This window comes from Streptomyces zingiberis (assembly GCF_012034935.1).
Lineage (GTDB): Bacteria > Actinomycetota > Actinomycetes > Streptomycetales > Streptomycetaceae > Streptomyces > Streptomyces zingiberis.
The window spans coordinates 187,920-203,431 of sequence record NZ_JAATEN010000009.1 but is presented as its reverse complement, the minus strand read 5'-3'; the positions used below and the strand labels follow the sequence as shown (position 1 = coordinate 203,431).

Genomic DNA, 15,512 nt, shown 5'->3' with positions numbered 1-15,512 from the left:
GAAGCGGGCAATTCGCCCCACCATCCTTTCGCGATTCGCCACGGCCGGGAACGCCGAGAAGAATCCTCCCCGAAGAAACTTCGTATTACGACAATCGGCTATTGTTCGGAAGAGATAACAGCGGCGAGCCGGAAACGCTCCCGGACGAGGGGTTTCCCTTGGCGGTCCCGTTCCACGCTTGACGCGAGAATTTTCCTCTGCTGTTATTCCGCCACCAGGCACTCGCACCGGCCGGGGCACTCGGCGGGCAAATCCATACTCGGCGCATGAGCGCCCGTTCAGGTGTGGCATGCACCGTCATCGACGAATTCCTCGGGACCCTCTCCGGTAGTACGCGCGCACAACGGCGAACCTACCTGCACGAGTATGTGAACTATCTCGAGTCCCTACGGTCCTGTGAAAAGAGCCAGCTGAGTGTGGCGGACTTCCTCGACCCGGCGAACATCAGCTCCTGGCTGGCCGCCGCTCACGAGGGCGCGACGCGACGGCGCGCCGGTGCCGAAGGCCCCCGTGCCATGGCCGCGCCCAACTCCATGGCCGCGCGCATCGCCACCCTCAACACGTTCTCCCGGTTCTGCGGGAGCCCTCTCAGGCTGTCACGCCCCAGGCCCCAGGCCGCCGAGCGTCTCACCCCGGTGGAAGCTCACCGCACGGTCCGGCTGTTCGCCGGCTGCCAGCCACCCCGCATGACCACGGAGACCTGGGAGCGCTCGGTCGCCGTGGTGGCGCTGGCCGTGTGCACCGGACACGGCCTGTCCGACCTCCGCACCATGCGGCTCCGCGATGTGGAGCTGGGATACCGGCTGCCCCGGGTCCGGGTGGCAGGCAGTTGGTATCCGCTCGACGCCTTCACCAGAGGTGTCCTCGCTCGTTGGCTCGTCACGCGCGAGGGCCTCGTGCCATGCCGCGTCACCGGCCGGCCGGACGGCAGTCTCTGGGTTACCACGAGCCACGGACGCACCCGGTCCGGTTACGGCGGCCCGCCATCGGGGGCGCAGCCGGCCACGGTGCGCACCCTGGTGTCGGCACACCGCAATCTGACCACCCAGCTCCTGGGTTTTCCGCTCCGTCTGGAGCAGTTCTGCGGCCGGGAAGACGGAGGGCGCCACCCGTACCAGGCGGTGCCCGCACCGGCGTACCCGTCCCCGATCACCACCGCGGCGCGACCGGGGCGCCGGTTCGGGGAGCGGGGTCCGGTGGGCCACGGACACTCTTTCCTTCCGGGGCGGAGGCCTCTCGGTGGCCCCCTCGGGCGTTGAGGTGGGCCGAACGCCGTCTGTCGTCGCCCCGTCGGGTGGCCCACGGTGTGGCCACCCGACGGGGCCGGCCCGACGGGTCAGGTTCCGGTTGTGCCGGGGTGCTCCTCCCGCCGGTCCGGGTCACCGGCCGCGGCCAGCAGGTTCTCCAGGACCTCACCGAGGAGGGCGAGGACGTCGCCGCGCGCCATGGCCGCGTTGAGATAGGCGTGCATGCCTGCCGTTTCCTTGGTCCCGGCCATGCTGTCCCACACCGATCGCAGCCATGCGTCACGTGACCGGCCCTCGCCGGCCGGGATCGGCTCGGCGTTGGAGGCGACGGCCAGGAGCTGGGCCATTTTCTCCCGGTACCCGTCGAGTTGCCGGTCGATGCTCTCCACGACGTCCCGCAGGGACGTCTCGACCTGACGCAGCGCGACGGCTGTCGCGGCTTGTTGTACCCGGCGGGTGCTCGCCGGCGGGGAGAGTTCTCCACCCCGCCGGTGGTGGCCGTCCCGCGCGGCGAGGACCTCGCCCCGGGTGGTCGCGATCAAACCGGTCAGCGGGTGGCGGAGCCGGAGGAGGGTCTTCTCCACCGCCGCCAGCCAGTTCAGGCTCCCGTCGACGAACCCCGCCTCCCGGGCGGCGTAGGCATCGACGATCCCGGGGAGTTCCATCAGGTGCTGATGGAGCAGATGGCGGTTCATGAAGAGCATGAGCACTCTCCGGCGGGCCGGGGGCGAGCTCGTTCAGTAGATCTCATTCGGGCCCCAGCCTGCTTCTTGTCGTCCCGTCACCGGACCGCGTGATCTCCCATTCGAGACCTTCCTCCTTGATCGCGAGGCTCAGCCGGGCGACCACACCGGGAGAGACACGCTCCTTGACGTCGCCCGAGATCGGGTTGACCCGGACGAGTGGCGCCTGCCCGGCGTCCTCTTCGGAGCACTGGTTGACCCGGTGACGTACCTCGTCCATGATCGCGTGCAGTTGATCGGTGTCGAGCTTGCCCGAGAGAGCCGACCGGTCGAGCACGGCACGGCTGGTCTTCTCCGCCTGCCGGACGATGTCCTCCCTGTGGAGGGTCTCCCCGGGTTTTCCCAGGGTGTGACGGAGATTGGCGCGGAGGCGGTCCGTCAGCTTCTTCCGTACGTCCGGTGGCAGTTCCATCTTCCACACGCCGAGTGTCTCGGACACGGCGGTGACCACCTCGTGCACGATGGCTTTCGGGTCCCGGAACCGGACGGGAGAACCCTCGGCCACCCCTTCGATGAGGACCGGGAGGTCGATTCGGAGTTCCGGAAGCCGCACCCGGGGCACGCTCAACCCCTCCAGCAGGGCGTTCTCCCGGTACTGCTGAGCGATGACGGCCGTCTGGACATCTGCCATCTGCCGCGCTTTCGACACGCTTGCCAGGAGCGTGCCGAGCAATTCGGAAAGATCTGTCACCTCTGTTCCTCACCTCTCGTCGGATTGGCTCTCTTCTCACGGCTCCCGGGGCTGTTGTCCTGACGGGGGAAGCCTGCGCCGTCCGCCGTCCGGGGCCGGTGCCCCGCCCCGAGGAGCGGGGCGCCGGCCCCCTGGACAGCCCGGGGGCGCTACCCTGCGGACGCTCCCGCAGCCGCGGGCTCCGGTGCTGCCGCGCCACCGCCACCGGTACCTCCGCCGCCACCGGCGCCTCCGCCCCCGTCGGCGGGGACCTCCTTGATGCTGTGCTCGAGGATCCCGAGAAGCCGCTCGGTACCGGCCGGCATCTCGTCCTGAACGGCCTTCACCCTGACCTGCAGCGAGTAGGTCCGCTCGACCTTCGACCCCTCCGTGGTCGACTGCTGATGGGAGAAGCCGACCTTGAGCTGGGCGGAGAAGGGGCCCCACCCCGCCGAGGCGTCCAGCGACGCGTTCAGCGAGCTGGACGACGCCGTGGTCGACTCCTGTACCGAATTGATCTTCGCGTTGAACTCGATCGTCGTCTCGGCGATCCTGAGGAACGGCGTCGGCAGCATCGTCAGGATGGGGACGCTGAGGGTGAACTTCTTGTGGTCGACGCCGGTGACGACGCCGTTCTCGTTCTTCTTCTCGACCGGCCGGTCGTAGGAGAAGCTCACCATGGTAGGGCTGCCGTTCTTGTCGAACCCTACCGATTTGATGAAGTCAACCGACGACTGTGCCGATTGCGCCTGCGCCTTGACGACCGCGGTCAGCGGTCCGCCGATCATCGACGAGAAATCCAGACTGGACAGCTCATCACCCAGAGCCATACAGATCACCCCTTGATCCGGGAAACGGGACGGATGGAATACCGCACGACTCACCGGTAATTCCTTCCGGTCGTCCTGCGGCATCTCAAGTCTGGAACAGCCCGGGCCGCAGCGAAAGTCGATCAAGAATCAGGCCCTCCGCTCATCTTCCAGGCTCGCCAGGATTTTCGGGGGAACGACCCCGCCGCGCCCTTCTCTGTTATCCGCGAAGCATCGAGAAGAACGTTTCCGCCATAATTTTGCGAGCTGCACCTGAGGCAGGTGGATAATATTTTTCCCGGCAATCGAGGAGCGGGGACGGCCACCCGGACGCGGTGCGGGAAACTCCGCCCGATTCGCCGGAACGGCCCACCCCACGGGGCGGCGGGCCGGCCTCCGGCGGCGCCCGTTACGCACCGGGCGGCCAGGGGGGACATCGGATCGACGGCGACCGGCAACAACAGAACGATGGCTGGATGAAGCGGGCGGGACGAACGGCCCAGGCCCCCGGCGAAATTCATGAGCACCTGTGGCGGGATTTTCTCTTATCACTCTGCGACCTGCGTTCCACTCGCCCTTCGGATAGCGTTGCGGCCCGCACCGGTGAATCGATCGGCACTCGCGCCATGATTCCGGAGGAATCCCGGCGGTAACGGAGGCCTCCGGAACGCCGCGCCTGCCGGAGAAGGAGAAGAGAATGTCCGAGGCCGCACCGCAGCCGAGACACTGGAAGAGCAGAATCAAGGAGAACATCTACTGTCAGCTGACCCCGTCACCCGTCGCGGAAGCCGGGCGCTTGGCGGTGAAGGCACAGGGCTGCGGTGTCTCCGGATCCGTGGAAGCCGAGCTCAGGGGACAGGAGCTGGAGATTCACCACATCGCGGGCGAGCCTCCCCGCATCGGGGTGGGGTCTCTTCTGCTGCTCACCCTTCTCGACGCGGCGCCGGCCCACCGGCTGACGGCGATTCGGATCACACGGCCCGCGCCCGCGGCCCTCCGGTTCTACGCGGTGGCGGGCTTCCACCCGGACAAGAACGGGCTGGCGTCCTTCGTGCGGATCTTCCAGAAGGCCGAGCCCGACGTGCGGCTCGACGTACCGTTCGCCCTCGGTGCCTGGCAGGAGGCGAGGCTGGACGCGCTGGGAGCCGACAACGAGCTGCTGACCGAGGCGATCGATGGGGCCGGGTCCCAGGCGCTCGCAGGGCAGTCGCACCCTTCACCGGCCGTGCGGGAGGCGCTGGAGGCCGCGCGTGGCTCGGGCGACGGCCGGCCCGCCTGGCAGAAGCTCCGTGAACTCGCCTACGCACGGAAGGCCGCCCAGCTCTCCGAGGTCACCGGGACGCCGGAGGACGTCCGTGCCGCGGTGGACGCGCTCGTGGCGAGGAAGTGGAAACCGTGCTGAATCGCGGCGGCCGGGCCCGGGCCACGACCGGCCGGGAGTTCCGGCGGGCCGGGTGGCCTGGGCAGTCCGGTCCGTCCCGGCACCGGAAGCGATATCGCGCTGTGGGTGACGGGCGGCCGGGGCCGGGAACCGCCGCGCGGGCGTGGCGGGGCTCCCGCCGCGGCGCCGGAGTCGCGGCGGGAGACCTTCGCCCCGGTCAGCGCGGGCTTGTCTCCGCGCGCCCGAGCGCAGCGGCGAACTTGCCCTCCACCTCGGACTTCTCGGCCGCGTTGGGGTACGGGTTCGTGCAGGTGGTTCCGGCGCTGGAGCCGGACATCAGGCTGGAGCAGGGACCGGGCTTGCGGTCGGGCAGTCCCAGGATGTGGCCCAGTTCGTGGGAGGAGATGCGGATCGTGCTGTGGCCCTCGTCGACCGCCTGCCGGCCGATGTAGACCGTCCCGTTGCCCAGGCTGGTGGTGACTGCGCGCGGCCAGCCGTTGTCCGCGACCACCCGGATGTTGGCCCGTTGCCCGGCCGCCACGGGGCGCAGCTCGACGTTGCCGACGCTCTCGTTCCAGATGGCGGCGCCTCGGTCCACGGCCGCCTTGAACTCCGCGGAGGCGCCGGCATCGTAGGTGACGACCCGGGCCGCGAGGGCACGGTCCGGTGCGGCGGCGGGCGCGGCCGACGCGGGGGCGGCGGCGACGGTGAACGTCAGGGTCAGCGCCGCGGCCGCCGCGCGGGGGAGCATTCGTACGGGCATGAGCAGCCTCCATGTGGGGGGAGCCAGGGACGTACGTGTCCATGACACGCACGGACCATGCCCATCCGGGGTCCGAACCAATCCGTTGATTCTCCCGGCCTTCGCGGGGGTTTCCGCGGCGCTCTCCCCCGCGTACGGCGTCATCCTGCGCCGGCGGTCTGCCGCCGGCGCAGGATGACGCGTCGGTCGCGCCCCCGGGTGAAGCGCCCGGCTCCACGAGGGGAGGAGAGGCCGGATACCGTTTCGGCCCGGAGACCGCACACCACGTACGGTGCCGGCGACCGCACGTGGGTGCCGGGACGGGGACCGCCCCGGCACCCACCGGACGTCAGGCCGAGTCGCAGGCCGCGCCGTTGAGGGCGAACGAGGCCGACTTGGCGGTGTTGCCGTTGTGGTTGGCCTGGTAGCCGATACCGACCGAGGCCCCGGGGGCGATGGTGGCGTTGTGGGCGACGTTCCGCGCCGTCACCTGCCCCGAGCTGGGCGAGTAGCTCGCGTTCCAGCCCGAGGTGATGGTCTGGCCGCCGGGCAGGGTGAAGGTCAGGGACCAGCCGTTGATCGCGGTGGTACCCGTGTTGGTGATGGTGAGTTCGGCCGTCAGGCCGGAGTTCCACGCGTTGACGGTGGAGGTGACCCGGCAGGCGCCGTTCCCGGCCGGCGGGGGCTCCTCGTTGCCAGGGGGCGGGGTGCCGGTCCCGAACTGTGTGAAGAACTTCCACACCTCGGCCGGGACCCAGGTCCGGGAGCCGCTGTCACCGCGCGCCCCGTCCTGGGGGGCGGCGATGTGCCCCTCGTCGAAGGCGGCCCAGGCGACGGGATATCCCGCCCGGCAACCCGAGTAGTAGGTCACCCGGTGGGTGAGGCTGCCCTGCGCCGGCTCGGGTGGGTTCTGGGCGGTGCAGCCGTTGTTCCGGACGAAGCGGTCACGCATGGACCGGCCGCCGGAGATGTTGAGCACGCTGTCCCCCAGTCCGTGGATCCCGAGGTACGCGATGGGCTGGTTGCCCCCGTTGCAGCCGCTGAGCACCCCTCCCGACTGGACGGCCACCGCGCGGAAGACCGTCGGCCGGGAGCACGCGAGGGAGTAGCTCATGGCACCGCCGTAGCTGAAGCCGACGGCGAAGCGCTGCGTCTCGTCGACGCAGAGGTCCGCGTCCAGGCGGCGGATGATGTCGTCGACGAGGGTGACGTCCTCGCCGCCGGAGTTGGCCCAGCCGTTGTTGAGACCCTGCGGTGCGACGAAGATGGCACTGTTGTTCGCCAGACGCTGGAGCCCGTAGTAGGACCAGACGTCCCGCTGGACGGTCTGGCCCGTGGCGACGTCGGTGGCGGTGCCGCCGAGCCAGTGGAACCCGAAGACCACGCGGTAGGGGTGGTTCCGGTCGTAGTTGTCCGGGAGCTTGAGGATGAAGTTCCGGTTCTTGCCGCCGCTCTGGATGGAGTGGGTGCCGCTGTTCAGCGTGGGGGCCTTGCCGCAGCCGGGGGTGGCGGCGGCCGCCTGGGGCGCCGCCGCCGCACCGGAGTCACGGGGTGCCGCGGTGGCCGTGGCGTGGGTGGCCGGCACGAGCAGCGCCGCGGCCGTGACGGCCCCTAGGAGGGACGCGAGGAATTTTGGTCGTAACATGTCATACAGCTCTCTCTGCCGGTGTGCGCACCGGCGTCCGGGGGCGGCGGTGCGCAGGTCACGGGGTGGGGCCGCCCGGTCCACGGGGGCGGAGGGCAGGCCGTCACGCCCCCCACCCCCGGTGGGACGTGACGGCCCGGCTCCGGGTGTTACGCGCCGCCGAGCACGGACATCACGGAGTGGTAGGCGGGCTTCTTGTTGCCGCCGTTGTCGAAGAGCAGCGGGTTCTGGCCGGTACGCCAGGAGTCGCTGTCGCGGACGCCCCACACGGTGATCCCGGTGCAGCGGGCGACGTTCATGCACGCGCGCACCGCGCTGGAGTAAGCGGCCTGCGAGGCCCCCTCGATGTCGAGCTCGGTGAGCTGGACGTCCACGCCGAGCGCCGCGAAGCTGGAGATCGTGGTCTGGAAGCTGGCCGGCGGACCGCCGGTGCCGAAGTGCGACTGGAGACCCACGCAGTCGATGGGCACGCCCCGCGCCTTGAAGTCGCGCACCATGCGGTAGACGCCCTGGGTCTTGGCGTCCGTCCAGTTCTCGATGTTGTAGTCGTTGTAGCAGAGCTTGGCGCTGGGGTCGGCCTGCCGGGCGGTGCGGAACGCCTCCTCCAGGAAGCCGTCGCCCAGGACGTCCCGGAAGACCGAGCCGCGGAGCCCGCCGCTGCCTCCGTCCGCGAACGCCTCGTTCACCACGTCCCAGGAGTGGATCTTGCCCCGGTAGTGGTTCATCACCGTGGTGATGTGGTTGTTCATCACGGTGCGCAGGGTGTTCGCGTCACGGGTCGAGTTGACCCAGCCGGGCAGCTGGGAGTGCCAGACCAGGGTGTGACCGCGGACCTTCTGGCCACGGGCCAGGGCACGGTCCGCGATCCGGTCGCCGGGGCCGAAGTTGAACGAGCCGCGGGAGGGTTCGAGGGTGTCCCACTTCATCTCGTTCTCCGCGGTGACGCTGGAGAACTCGCGGTCCACGATGCCCGCGTACGTCGAGTCGCCCAGCCGGCCGGCGGCCACGGCGGCACCGAAGTAGCGCCCGGACAGGGCCGCCTGCGCGCCGAGGGTGTCGGCCTGCGCCGTCGCGGGCGCGGCGGCCGCCGCCTGGGGCAGCGCGAGCACCGCGGCGGCGAGCAGGGCCAGGGCCGGTAACCGGCGACGGCCGGATCGGGGGGATGACCTCATCTGTCTCTCTCTTCCGGAAGGGGAGGCAGGGCCGCGGCGGCGGGACGGAAGGTGCCCGCCGCGGCCGGAGCGCCGGTGTGGGGGATGGTGGGGATGGTGGGGATGGTGGGGATGGTGGGGCCGGTACCGGTGGAGGCGCCGGCCTCCGGGGCGTCCGTCCACGCCCCTGACGGTCAGGGGGTGGAGAGTTCGAACCGGGCCACGCGCACCGAGCCGCCGAGCGCCTGGGTGGCGTAGTTGAAGATCGCGTAGCGGTAGCCCATGAAGAACTGCCAGTTGTTGCCCATGGTGAAGGCGGGGCCCAGGCCGGTGAAGGTGGTCCCGTTGGTGCTGTAGGAGAAGGTCCCCGGGCGGGGTGCTCCGGGACGGATGTCGGCCTGGGCGCGCAGCCAGACCCGGGTGCCGGAGATCGCCGCACTCGCCACCTCGCGGCCGGTTCCGGTGGTGTTCCAGTTGCTGTCCATGGTCAGCCCGTCCGTCCTGACCAGGCGCGTCGTGCCGCCGTCCCGCCGGACCCCGATCCATGCCGAGGAGTCCCGCAGCAGCGCCAGCCCGGCCCGGTCGCCGTCCCGCATCCCCGCGAAGTCGAGCTCGATCGTCGCGGTTGAGGTGGGGCCCTGGATGCGGTGGGTGAGGGTGTTACGGGCCCAGTACAGGTCGCCGGTCACGGTCGCCGTGCGCAGGGTGAGCCCGCCGCCGGCGGACCACTTGCTGTTGTCCGGGTTGTGGTTCCACTCCCATTTCGGCTTCAGGGTGGCGCCGTCGAAGGTGTCGACGCCCGTCATGGGCGCGACCGGGCGGGCCGGCAGGGTACTGTCGTAGGAGGTGCCCCAGGCGCCGCCGGACAGCTGGATCTGCGGCCAGCCGTCGCCGGTCCAGGAGACCGGCGCCAGGACGGGGATCCGGCCGCCCGGATAGGCGTCCACGAAGGCCATGTAGAACCAGGCGCCGTTCTGGGTCTGGACCAGACCGCCCTGGTGCGGCACGCCGCCGCCGGCCACGGGTCCGCGCAGGTCGAGGAGGACCTGCCGGAGGGTGTACGGCCCGAAGGGACCGCTCGTCGACTGCAGGATGTACTGGCCGTTGGCCGGGCGGGTCAGGAAGATGTAGTACCTGCCGTTGATCTTGTAGAAGCGGGAGCCCTCCAGCGTCCCGATGTTCGACGGGGTGGAGAACACCTGCTGGTTGCGGACCTGGCTGCGGCCGTCCGCGGACAACTGGGCCACGCTGATGGCGCCGTTGCCGTAGGCCACGTACAGAGTGTCGTCGTCATCGACGAGCAGGCCCGCGTCGTAGTAGACCTGCGGGAGTTCCGCGTGCCGGGTCCAGGGGCCCTCCACGGAACGGGCGGTGTACAGGTACGTCCGGGCGAAGTCGATCTGCCCGAGCCAGTAGAAGGTGCTGTTGCTGCGGCGGTAGGCCAGGGACGAGGCCCAGACCCCGCGGACGTACGCCCGCCCGCCGTTCAGGTCGTACTTGGACCCGAAGTCCAGCGAGGGCAGCGAGTGGCCGGCGAACTCCCAGTTGACCAGGTCGTACGAGCGGAGGATCGGGGCGCCCGGCGAGTAGTGCATCGAGGACGCCGAGTAGTAGTAGGTGTCCCCGACGCGGATGATGTCGATGTCGGCGAAATCCTGCCAGAGGACGGGGTTGGTGAATGCGGCAAGGGTTCCGGCCGGGCCCTGGGCGGCGGCGGGGAGGCCGGTGCCGGCCGGAGAGGCGGCGTACGCGCCGGGAGCGGCCGCCGCCACCGCCAGACCCGTGGCGGTGGTGAGCAGCCCTCGGCGGCTCAACGGGTGGTGGAGCCAGGACATGGGTGGCGTCTCCTTATATGGCGGAGGGGGAGCGCGGGCCCGGGAGACCACGGGCCGGGCCGGCGCCGCTGAGCGCGTCCGTCAGGCGGGTCCCGCCGACCGGGCGGTGGGGCGGGAGGGCGCGCGGGGGGTCCGGTGACCGGGGCGGGCGGCGGGTGTGGGCACGCCGGTGTCCGCCCCGGCAGCGCCCGGAGGTGGAGAGCTGGGCCGTTCTCCGTACACGGAGGGCTCCTGTGGGGGGTGAGGGAGCGTGTGGGGGCGCGCGAGGTGACTCGGGGACGGGGCCGGCCGGCGGGGTTCACCGCCCGTGGTGGAACGGGCGTGGTGGTCCCCGCTGCTAGGGCAGCGCCGTGCCGGGCGGACGGGTGCGTGTCCTGCCGCCGGGACGGGGACCGGCGCGGACGGCGGGTGCGGGCATACCGGGCTCCAAGGGGCGGGCAGGGCCCGGCCGCGGGGCACCGGGCAGCCTTGCGACTCCGGCACAGTGACGCGTGGGGGCCTTACCGGAACGGATGTTGCGGGTGCGGTCGTCCTCGGCCCGGACGGTGGGGCAGCACGGGCCACGGCGCTCGGCGTTCGACATTGCGAACGCCGGTCGTATCTTCGGACAGTCAAGGATGATAGAAGCCTCACGGACTTCGTCAATACCTCGCGCGGGACCACCGGCGGCCCGTCCCGTCCCGCGCCACCCGGGCGGAATCCCGGAGGGAGTCGGCGCCACGCGCCGGCGGAGCGCCGCACTCGGGCCACCGCCGGCTGGTCTCCCCCGCGGTGCCGCGCGAGGCGCCTACGGCCGCACGCGCGGCACCGGCAGGAACGCAGGCCCGCGCGAGGCGCCGCGCCGCTCCCCCGGCCGGTCACAGTGACGGAAGCAGGAGTGGGTCCCCTCCTCGTGCTTGCCGCGGACGAAGTCCCGCAGCCGGGCGCTGGTCCGGTACAGCGTGAGCAGATCCTCCTCGAAGACGTTGCCGATGACCTCGGGGCAGCCCAGCTCACAGATCAGGACGTCGCCGTTGGAGTGCAGGTGCAGTTGCGCCTTGCCCTCGACGCAGTCGGCCCGCACCACACCCGGGTCCCGGAAGAGCGGTGCCAGACGGGACCAGTGCGCACCGCCGGGCGGCAGATGCGCCGACAGGCAGCTGACGTAGAGGGTGCAGCGCGGATCGCGGGCCTCCACCAGCCGGGCCACCGCCTCGCAGAGCCGGTCCTGGCCCAGGGTTCCGGTGTAACCCTGGTGCACCCCGGGGATCTCCATCTGGATCTCGTGCCGGCGGACGCCCAGACCGGCGGCGAACCGGTGCACCTCCGGGAGGGTCGCCTCCGTCTCGTCGAACAGGACCGTCTCCACGACGGTGTCGATGGAGGACGAGGACACGGAGCGCTCCACCGCCCGGACGATACGCGGGAACATCTTCTCCGACACCCGGTAGAAGGCGGCGTGGGCGGCCGTCTCCACATGGTTCAGCGACACGTGGAGCACACCGAGCCCGGCCGCCTCCAGCCGCTCGAACTTTTCCTCGTCGAGCAGTGTGCCGTTCGAATTAACCTGGGTCAGGATACCGCGCGAAGAGCAATATCCGATGATCTGCTCACAGAGATCGAATTCCAGCAGGACTTCCCCGCCGGACAATTTGACCCGTTCCAGATCCGGCAGCGCCTCGATGACCCGCACGACGTCGGCCGGGGAGAGGACCTGGCGTTCCAGCAGGTCGTAGGCGCCGCAGTAGGCGCAGCGGAAATTACATCGGGACGTCACGCCGATTTCGAGGGACCGCAGCCGGCCGTATTCGGCACCGCAGGTCTCCAGGGATTTGAACACGACAGCGCCCCTCCTGGTCGCGGACCCGGAAAGGCCCTCCCGCAGATTACACCGCCACCGGTTTCCGGGGAACGATTCCCGGGCAGCGCAGAAGCGGGTATTCACCGGAGAAAGGAACGGGTGGTGCGGCGCGGCGAACTCCTCCGGCACGCACGGCGGTACGGCACCCCGCTCTACCTCTACGATCTCGCCGAGGTGCGGGAGCGGGCCGCCGAGCTCCGCGCCGTCCTGCCGCCCGGCGCCCGGCTGCTGTACTCCCTCAAGGCCAACCCCCTGCCGCCCGTCGTCGGTGCGGCGCGCGGGGCCGGGTGCGGGGCTGAGGTCTGCTCCACCGGGGAGCTCGAGGCGGCACTGGCCGCGGGGTACCGTCCCGGCGCCGTCCTCTACGGCGGCCCCGGAAAGACCCGGGCCGAGGTCGACGAGGCCGTCGCGCGCGGGGTCCGCACCTTCTCCTGCGAGTCCCGCCACGAACTCCCGCTGCTCCGCGCCGCGGCGGTGGCGCGGGGGCGCCGGCTGCGGCTGTTGCTGAGGCTGCGGCCCGGTGACGGCCCTCCGTGCGGACTGTCCATGGCCCGGGGCCGCCCGTTCGGCCTGAGCGCCCGGGAGGCCGCCGCCATCTGTCTCGACGCGGGCCCCGCGGACCCTTGGACCGTCGAGGGGTGCCACCTCTACCTGGGCTCCCAGCTGCCGGACGCCGACGCCCTTCTCGACGGTTTCGCGCGCGCCCGGGCGGCGGTGACGGCGCTGCAGCGGGCCACCGGGTTCACACCACGGGTGGTGGACCTCGGTGGCGGCTTCCCCTGGCCGTACGCCGCGCCGGGCCACGGCTGCGATCTCACCCCGCTCCGCGCTCCGCTGGCCGCTCTGACCGCCGGGTGGGACCCGCCCCCCGCGCCACGGGTCTGGTTCGAGAGCGGCCGGCGCCTCATGGCCGCCTGCGGAACGCTGCTGGCCACCGTCCTCGACGTCAAGGAGGTGCCGGGCCGCCCGCTGCTGGCCGTCACCGACGCCGGCGTCCACGTCCTCGGCGGCATGACCGGGCTGGGGCGGCTGCTGCCGCCGGGCGCCGGGCCGGAGAACCTCAGTGCCGCTCCCGGCTCCCGGCCGGAGGTCACCGCCGACATCGCCGGTCCGTTGTGCACCCCCCTGGACCAGCTCGCGTCCCGTACCCGGGTCGCCCGGCCGGACGTCGGTGATGTGCTGTCCTTCCCCAACGTCGGCGCCTACGGGCTCACCACCGGCCTGACCGCCTTCCTCAGCCGGCCGGCCCCGCTCCAGCTCGTCCACGACGGCGGCGCCCGGCCCGCGCTCTGGCGGCTCACCACCCGTACCGCGCCGGTGGCCCCGGGGGGTGGCGGCGAGCCGGACGGAGCGGACGCGCCGGTGGCGGTGGAGGACGGCGAGGCCCCGTCAGGAGCCCGCCGGTGAGCGCGGGACGGCTGGGCGCCGGTCCCCGGGCGGGCGGCTCCGCGCGCCGGGGGGCCGTCCGTACGGCCGGCCGGCCGGGGACGGTCCGGCGGGAGTCCCGGCCGGGCCGTCCCCGCCGGCCGGCGCGCCCTCTACTCGTTCAGGCCGCAGGTGCTCAGCGCGTCCAGCCCCGCGGGCCGGTTGCCGCCCGCCCGCTCGAGGGCCTGGCCGATGCGGTCGAGCACCGCCGCCCGCTTGTCGTCGAGCGGGCCGAGGATCGCGTTCTGCACGAAGTTGGGACCGCCCTGCCCCTGCGTGTTCACGATGCGCTCGTTCGCCTCGGTGATCTGCTGCTCCAAGGCGGCCAGTTCGCGGTCGACCTGGGCCTGCGCCCCGCCGGGCACGGCGGCGAGCTGTCCGCCGACGTCCGGGCAGGCGACGGTGGCGACGCCCGCGGGCGCGGCCCCCTCGGCCCCGTCCGCCGGTTCAGCCGGGCCGCCCTCGGCCTCGCCCGCGCCGGCCGCCGGTGCCTGCGCCGTCCCCCCGGCCCCGTCCGCGAGGGTGCAGCCGGCCAGTGCCTCCAGTCCGTCCGGCTTGTCGGCGAAGCGGCCGATGGCCGTCTCGATGCGGTTGAGCGCCGCGGTGCGCTTGTCCGCGAGCGGGCCGAGGATCGCGTTCTGCACGAAGTTCGGACCGCCCTGCCCCTGCGTGTTCACGATGCGCTCGTTCGCCTCGGTGATCTGCTGCTCCAAGGCGGCCAGTTCCCGGTCGACCTCGGCACGGGCCTGTTCGGGGACCTGCGGCAGGCTGCCCTCGGCGGAGGGGCAGCTGATCACCTGGGCCGCCGTGGGGCGCCCGGCCGTCCCGCCGTCCTCCCCGGCGAACGCGCCGCTCGTGGCCACTCCCCCGGCGACCACCGCGGCCCCCGCCACCCCCAGGGCCAGGATGCGGTACTTGCGGTTCTTGCCTCGTGCTCGGGACATGCTCACCTCTCGGCTCCACGGTGGACTCTTCACGCGGGAGACGTCCTCGTATCCGCGGCGCGGGCAGATCCCTCGTCCGGCGCGTCTCCCGCGTGCCCGGCGGGCCGGGCGCGGCGGAGACGTCCGCCGGCCCGTTCACCGGGTCACGGCCGGGAGTACGTGGCGGAGGGGCGTGGCGCTCAACCGGGCGGTGGGCGCGGCCCGCCGGGCCGTCAGGCCAGGCCGAGCACGCGCGCGGCGTTCTCCTTGAGGATCAGCGGGCGTGCCTCGTCCTTCAGGTCCAGCCCGGCGAAGTCGGCGAGCCACCGCTCGGGGGTGATCAGCGGGAAGTCGGAGCCGAAGAGGACCTTGCGCCGGAGGATGCCGCCCGCGGCGCGGACCAGCTGGGGCGGGAAGTACTTGGGCGACCAGCCGGAGAGGTCGATGTAGACGTTCGCCTTGTGCGTGGCGATGGAGATGGCCTCGTCCTGCCAGGGGACGGAGGGGTGGGCGAGGACGACGGTCAGCTCGGGGAAGTCGGCGGCGACGTCGTCGAGGAGCATCGGGTCGGAGTAGCGCAGCTTGATGCCGCGGCCACCGGGCAGTCCGGCGCCGATGCCGGTCTGGCCGGTGTGGAAGAGGGCCGGCACGCCCGCCTCGGCCAGCGCCTCGTAGAGCGGGTAGTACCGCCGGTCGTTGGGCTCGAACGCCTGGAGGCTGGGGTGGAACTTGAAACCCCGCACCCCGTACCCGGAGACCAGGCGGCGGGCCCGGTTCACGGCGGCCCGGCCCGCGTGGGGGTCGACGGAGCCGAACGGGATGAGGATGTCGGTGTGGGCCGCGGCGGCCTCCGCGATCTCCTCGCTGGAGAGCGCGGGGTGGCCGGTGGCGGCCGTGGCGTCGACGGTGAAGACCACCGCGGCGATCCGGCGGGCGCGGTAGTGACCGGCGATGCCGTCCAGGGTGGGGGTGCGGTCCCGGCCGGACTTGAAGTAGGCGGCCGAGGCGTCGAGGAGTTCCTGGTCCAGGGCGCGGCGGCCGTGGCCGTCCTGCTCGACGTGGACGTGGGTGTCGATGGCGTCGAGCGCGTCGAGATCCATG

The 15,512-nt window shown here is 71.8% G+C and carries 13 protein-coding genes; 3 read left to right on the top strand and 10 right to left on the bottom strand.

The genetic code is table 11. From position 1 onward, the window contains the following. Positions 1 to 266: 266 nt before the first annotated feature. Positions 267 to 1,259: a site-specific integrase gene (locus HCK00_RS14605; protein ID WP_168102339.1), complete on the top strand. Its 993-nt coding sequence runs from the start codon at positions 267 to 269 to the stop codon at positions 1,257 to 1,259. A gap of 77 nt (positions 1,260 to 1,336) precedes the next feature. Here the strand turns inward: HCK00_RS14605 and HCK00_RS14600 are convergent, their stop codons facing one another. From HCK00_RS14600 to HCK00_RS14590, 3 genes are all read right to left on the bottom strand, one after another. Beyond that, positions 1,337 to 1,951: a hypothetical protein gene (locus tag HCK00_RS14600; RefSeq protein WP_168102338.1), complete on the bottom strand. Its 615-nt coding sequence runs from the start codon at positions 1,949 to 1,951 to the stop codon at positions 1,337 to 1,339. Between the two features lie 43 nt (positions 1,952 to 1,994). Next, positions 1,995 to 2,681 carry a hypothetical protein gene (locus HCK00_RS14595; RefSeq protein WP_168102337.1) on the bottom strand — a complete coding sequence of 229 codons (687 nt, stop codon included), beginning with the start codon at positions 2,679 to 2,681 and terminating at the stop codon, positions 1,995 to 1,997. A 149-nt stretch (positions 2,682 to 2,830) separates the two neighbouring features. Further along, positions 2,831 to 3,574 carry a DUF2589 domain-containing protein gene (locus HCK00_RS14590; protein ID WP_206320349.1) on the bottom strand — a complete coding sequence of 248 codons (744 nt, stop codon included), beginning with the start codon at positions 3,572 to 3,574 and terminating at the stop codon, positions 2,831 to 2,833. Positions 3,575 to 4,166: 592 nt separating this feature from the next. On the opposite strand from HCK00_RS14590, the gene HCK00_RS14585 reads away from it, so the two are divergent. Continuing rightward, on the top strand, positions 4,167 to 4,871 hold the full coding sequence (locus HCK00_RS14585) for a hypothetical protein (RefSeq protein WP_168102336.1): 705 nt from the start codon (positions 4,167 to 4,169) through the stop codon (positions 4,869 to 4,871). A 196-nt stretch (positions 4,872 to 5,067) separates the two neighbouring features. Here the strand turns inward: HCK00_RS14585 and HCK00_RS14580 are convergent, their stop codons facing one another. The 5 genes from HCK00_RS14580 to HCK00_RS14560 form a co-directional block, all read right to left on the bottom strand. Then, positions 5,068 to 5,613, bottom strand: coding sequence for a snapalysin family zinc-dependent metalloprotease (locus HCK00_RS14580; RefSeq protein WP_168102335.1), 546 nt, complete (start codon positions 5,611 to 5,613; stop codon positions 5,068 to 5,070). 328 nt (positions 5,614 to 5,941) lie between these two features. Beyond that, positions 5,942 to 7,237, bottom strand: coding sequence for a CE1 family esterase (locus HCK00_RS14575; protein ID WP_168102334.1), 1,296 nt, complete (start codon positions 7,235 to 7,237; stop codon positions 5,942 to 5,944). Positions 7,238 to 7,386: 149 nt separating this feature from the next. Then, positions 7,387 to 8,409 carry a glycoside hydrolase family 10 protein gene (locus HCK00_RS14570; RefSeq protein ID WP_168102333.1) on the bottom strand — a complete coding sequence of 341 codons (1,023 nt, stop codon included), beginning with the start codon at positions 8,407 to 8,409 and terminating at the stop codon, positions 7,387 to 7,389. 173 nt (positions 8,410 to 8,582) lie between these two features. Then, positions 8,583 to 10,223, bottom strand: a complete 1,641-nt coding sequence (locus HCK00_RS14565) for a glycoside hydrolase family 43 protein (protein ID WP_168102332.1) — start codon at positions 10,221 to 10,223, stop codon at positions 8,583 to 8,585. Between the two features lie 787 nt (positions 10,224 to 11,010). Next, positions 11,011 to 12,042: a radical SAM protein gene (locus tag HCK00_RS14560; protein WP_168102331.1), complete on the bottom strand. Its 1,032-nt coding sequence runs from the start codon at positions 12,040 to 12,042 to the stop codon at positions 11,011 to 11,013. Positions 12,043 to 12,165: 123 nt separating this feature from the next. Here HCK00_RS14560 and HCK00_RS14555 point away from each other — a divergent pair, with 123 nt between their 5' ends. Beyond that, a complete protein-coding gene (locus tag HCK00_RS14555) occupies positions 12,166 to 13,470 on the top strand; it encodes a type III PLP-dependent enzyme domain-containing protein (protein ID WP_168102330.1) in 1,305 nt (434 codons plus the stop codon). 131 nt (positions 13,471 to 13,601) lie between these two features. On the opposite strand, the gene HCK00_RS14550 is transcribed toward HCK00_RS14555, so the two are convergent. After that, positions 13,602 to 14,432 (bottom strand): hypothetical protein, encoded by an 831-nt coding sequence (locus HCK00_RS14550; protein ID WP_168102329.1) that lies wholly within the window; start codon positions 14,430 to 14,432, stop codon positions 13,602 to 13,604. A gap of 212 nt (positions 14,433 to 14,644) precedes the next feature. Continuing rightward, a complete protein-coding gene (couO, locus tag HCK00_RS14545) occupies positions 14,645 to 15,511 on the bottom strand; it encodes a 4-hydroxyphenyl-beta-ketoacyl-CoA hydrolase (RefSeq protein ID WP_168102328.1) in 867 nt (288 codons plus the stop codon). Position 15,512 lies beyond the last annotated feature (1 nt).

Bases quoted from the DNA above. Each gene is read 5' to 3' on its own strand.
- HCK00_RS14605 (WP_168102339.1), top strand. From the start codon at position 267: ATGAGCGCCCGTTCAGGTGTGGCATGCACCGTCATCGACGAATTCCTC.
- HCK00_RS14600 (WP_168102338.1), bottom strand. From the start codon at position 1,951: ATGCTCTTCATGAACCGCCATCTGCTCCATCAGCACCTGATGGAACTC.
- HCK00_RS14590 (WP_206320349.1), bottom strand. From the start codon at position 3,574: ATGCCGCAGGACGACCGGAAGGAATTACCGGTGAGTCGTGCGGTATTC.
- HCK00_RS14585 (WP_168102336.1), top strand. From the start codon at position 4,167: ATGTCCGAGGCCGCACCGCAGCCGAGACACTGGAAGAGCAGAATCAAG.
- HCK00_RS14580 (WP_168102335.1), bottom strand. From the start codon at position 5,613: ATGCCCGTACGAATGCTCCCCCGCGCGGCGGCCGCGGCGCTGACCCTG.
- HCK00_RS14575 (WP_168102334.1), bottom strand. From the start codon at position 7,237: ATGTTACGACCAAAATTCCTCGCGTCCCTCCTAGGGGCCGTCACGGCC.
- HCK00_RS14570 (WP_168102333.1), bottom strand. From the start codon at position 8,409: ATGAGGTCATCCCCCCGATCCGGCCGTCGCCGGTTACCGGCCCTGGCC.
- HCK00_RS14565 (WP_168102332.1), bottom strand. From the start codon at position 10,223: ATGTCCTGGCTCCACCACCCGTTGAGCCGCCGAGGGCTGCTCACCACC.
- HCK00_RS14550 (WP_168102329.1), bottom strand. From the start codon at position 14,432: ATGTCCCGAGCACGAGGCAAGAACCGCAAGTACCGCATCCTGGCCCTG.
- couO (WP_168102328.1), bottom strand. From the start codon at position 15,511: ATGGATCTCGACGCGCTCGACGCCATCGACACCCACGTCCACGTCGAG.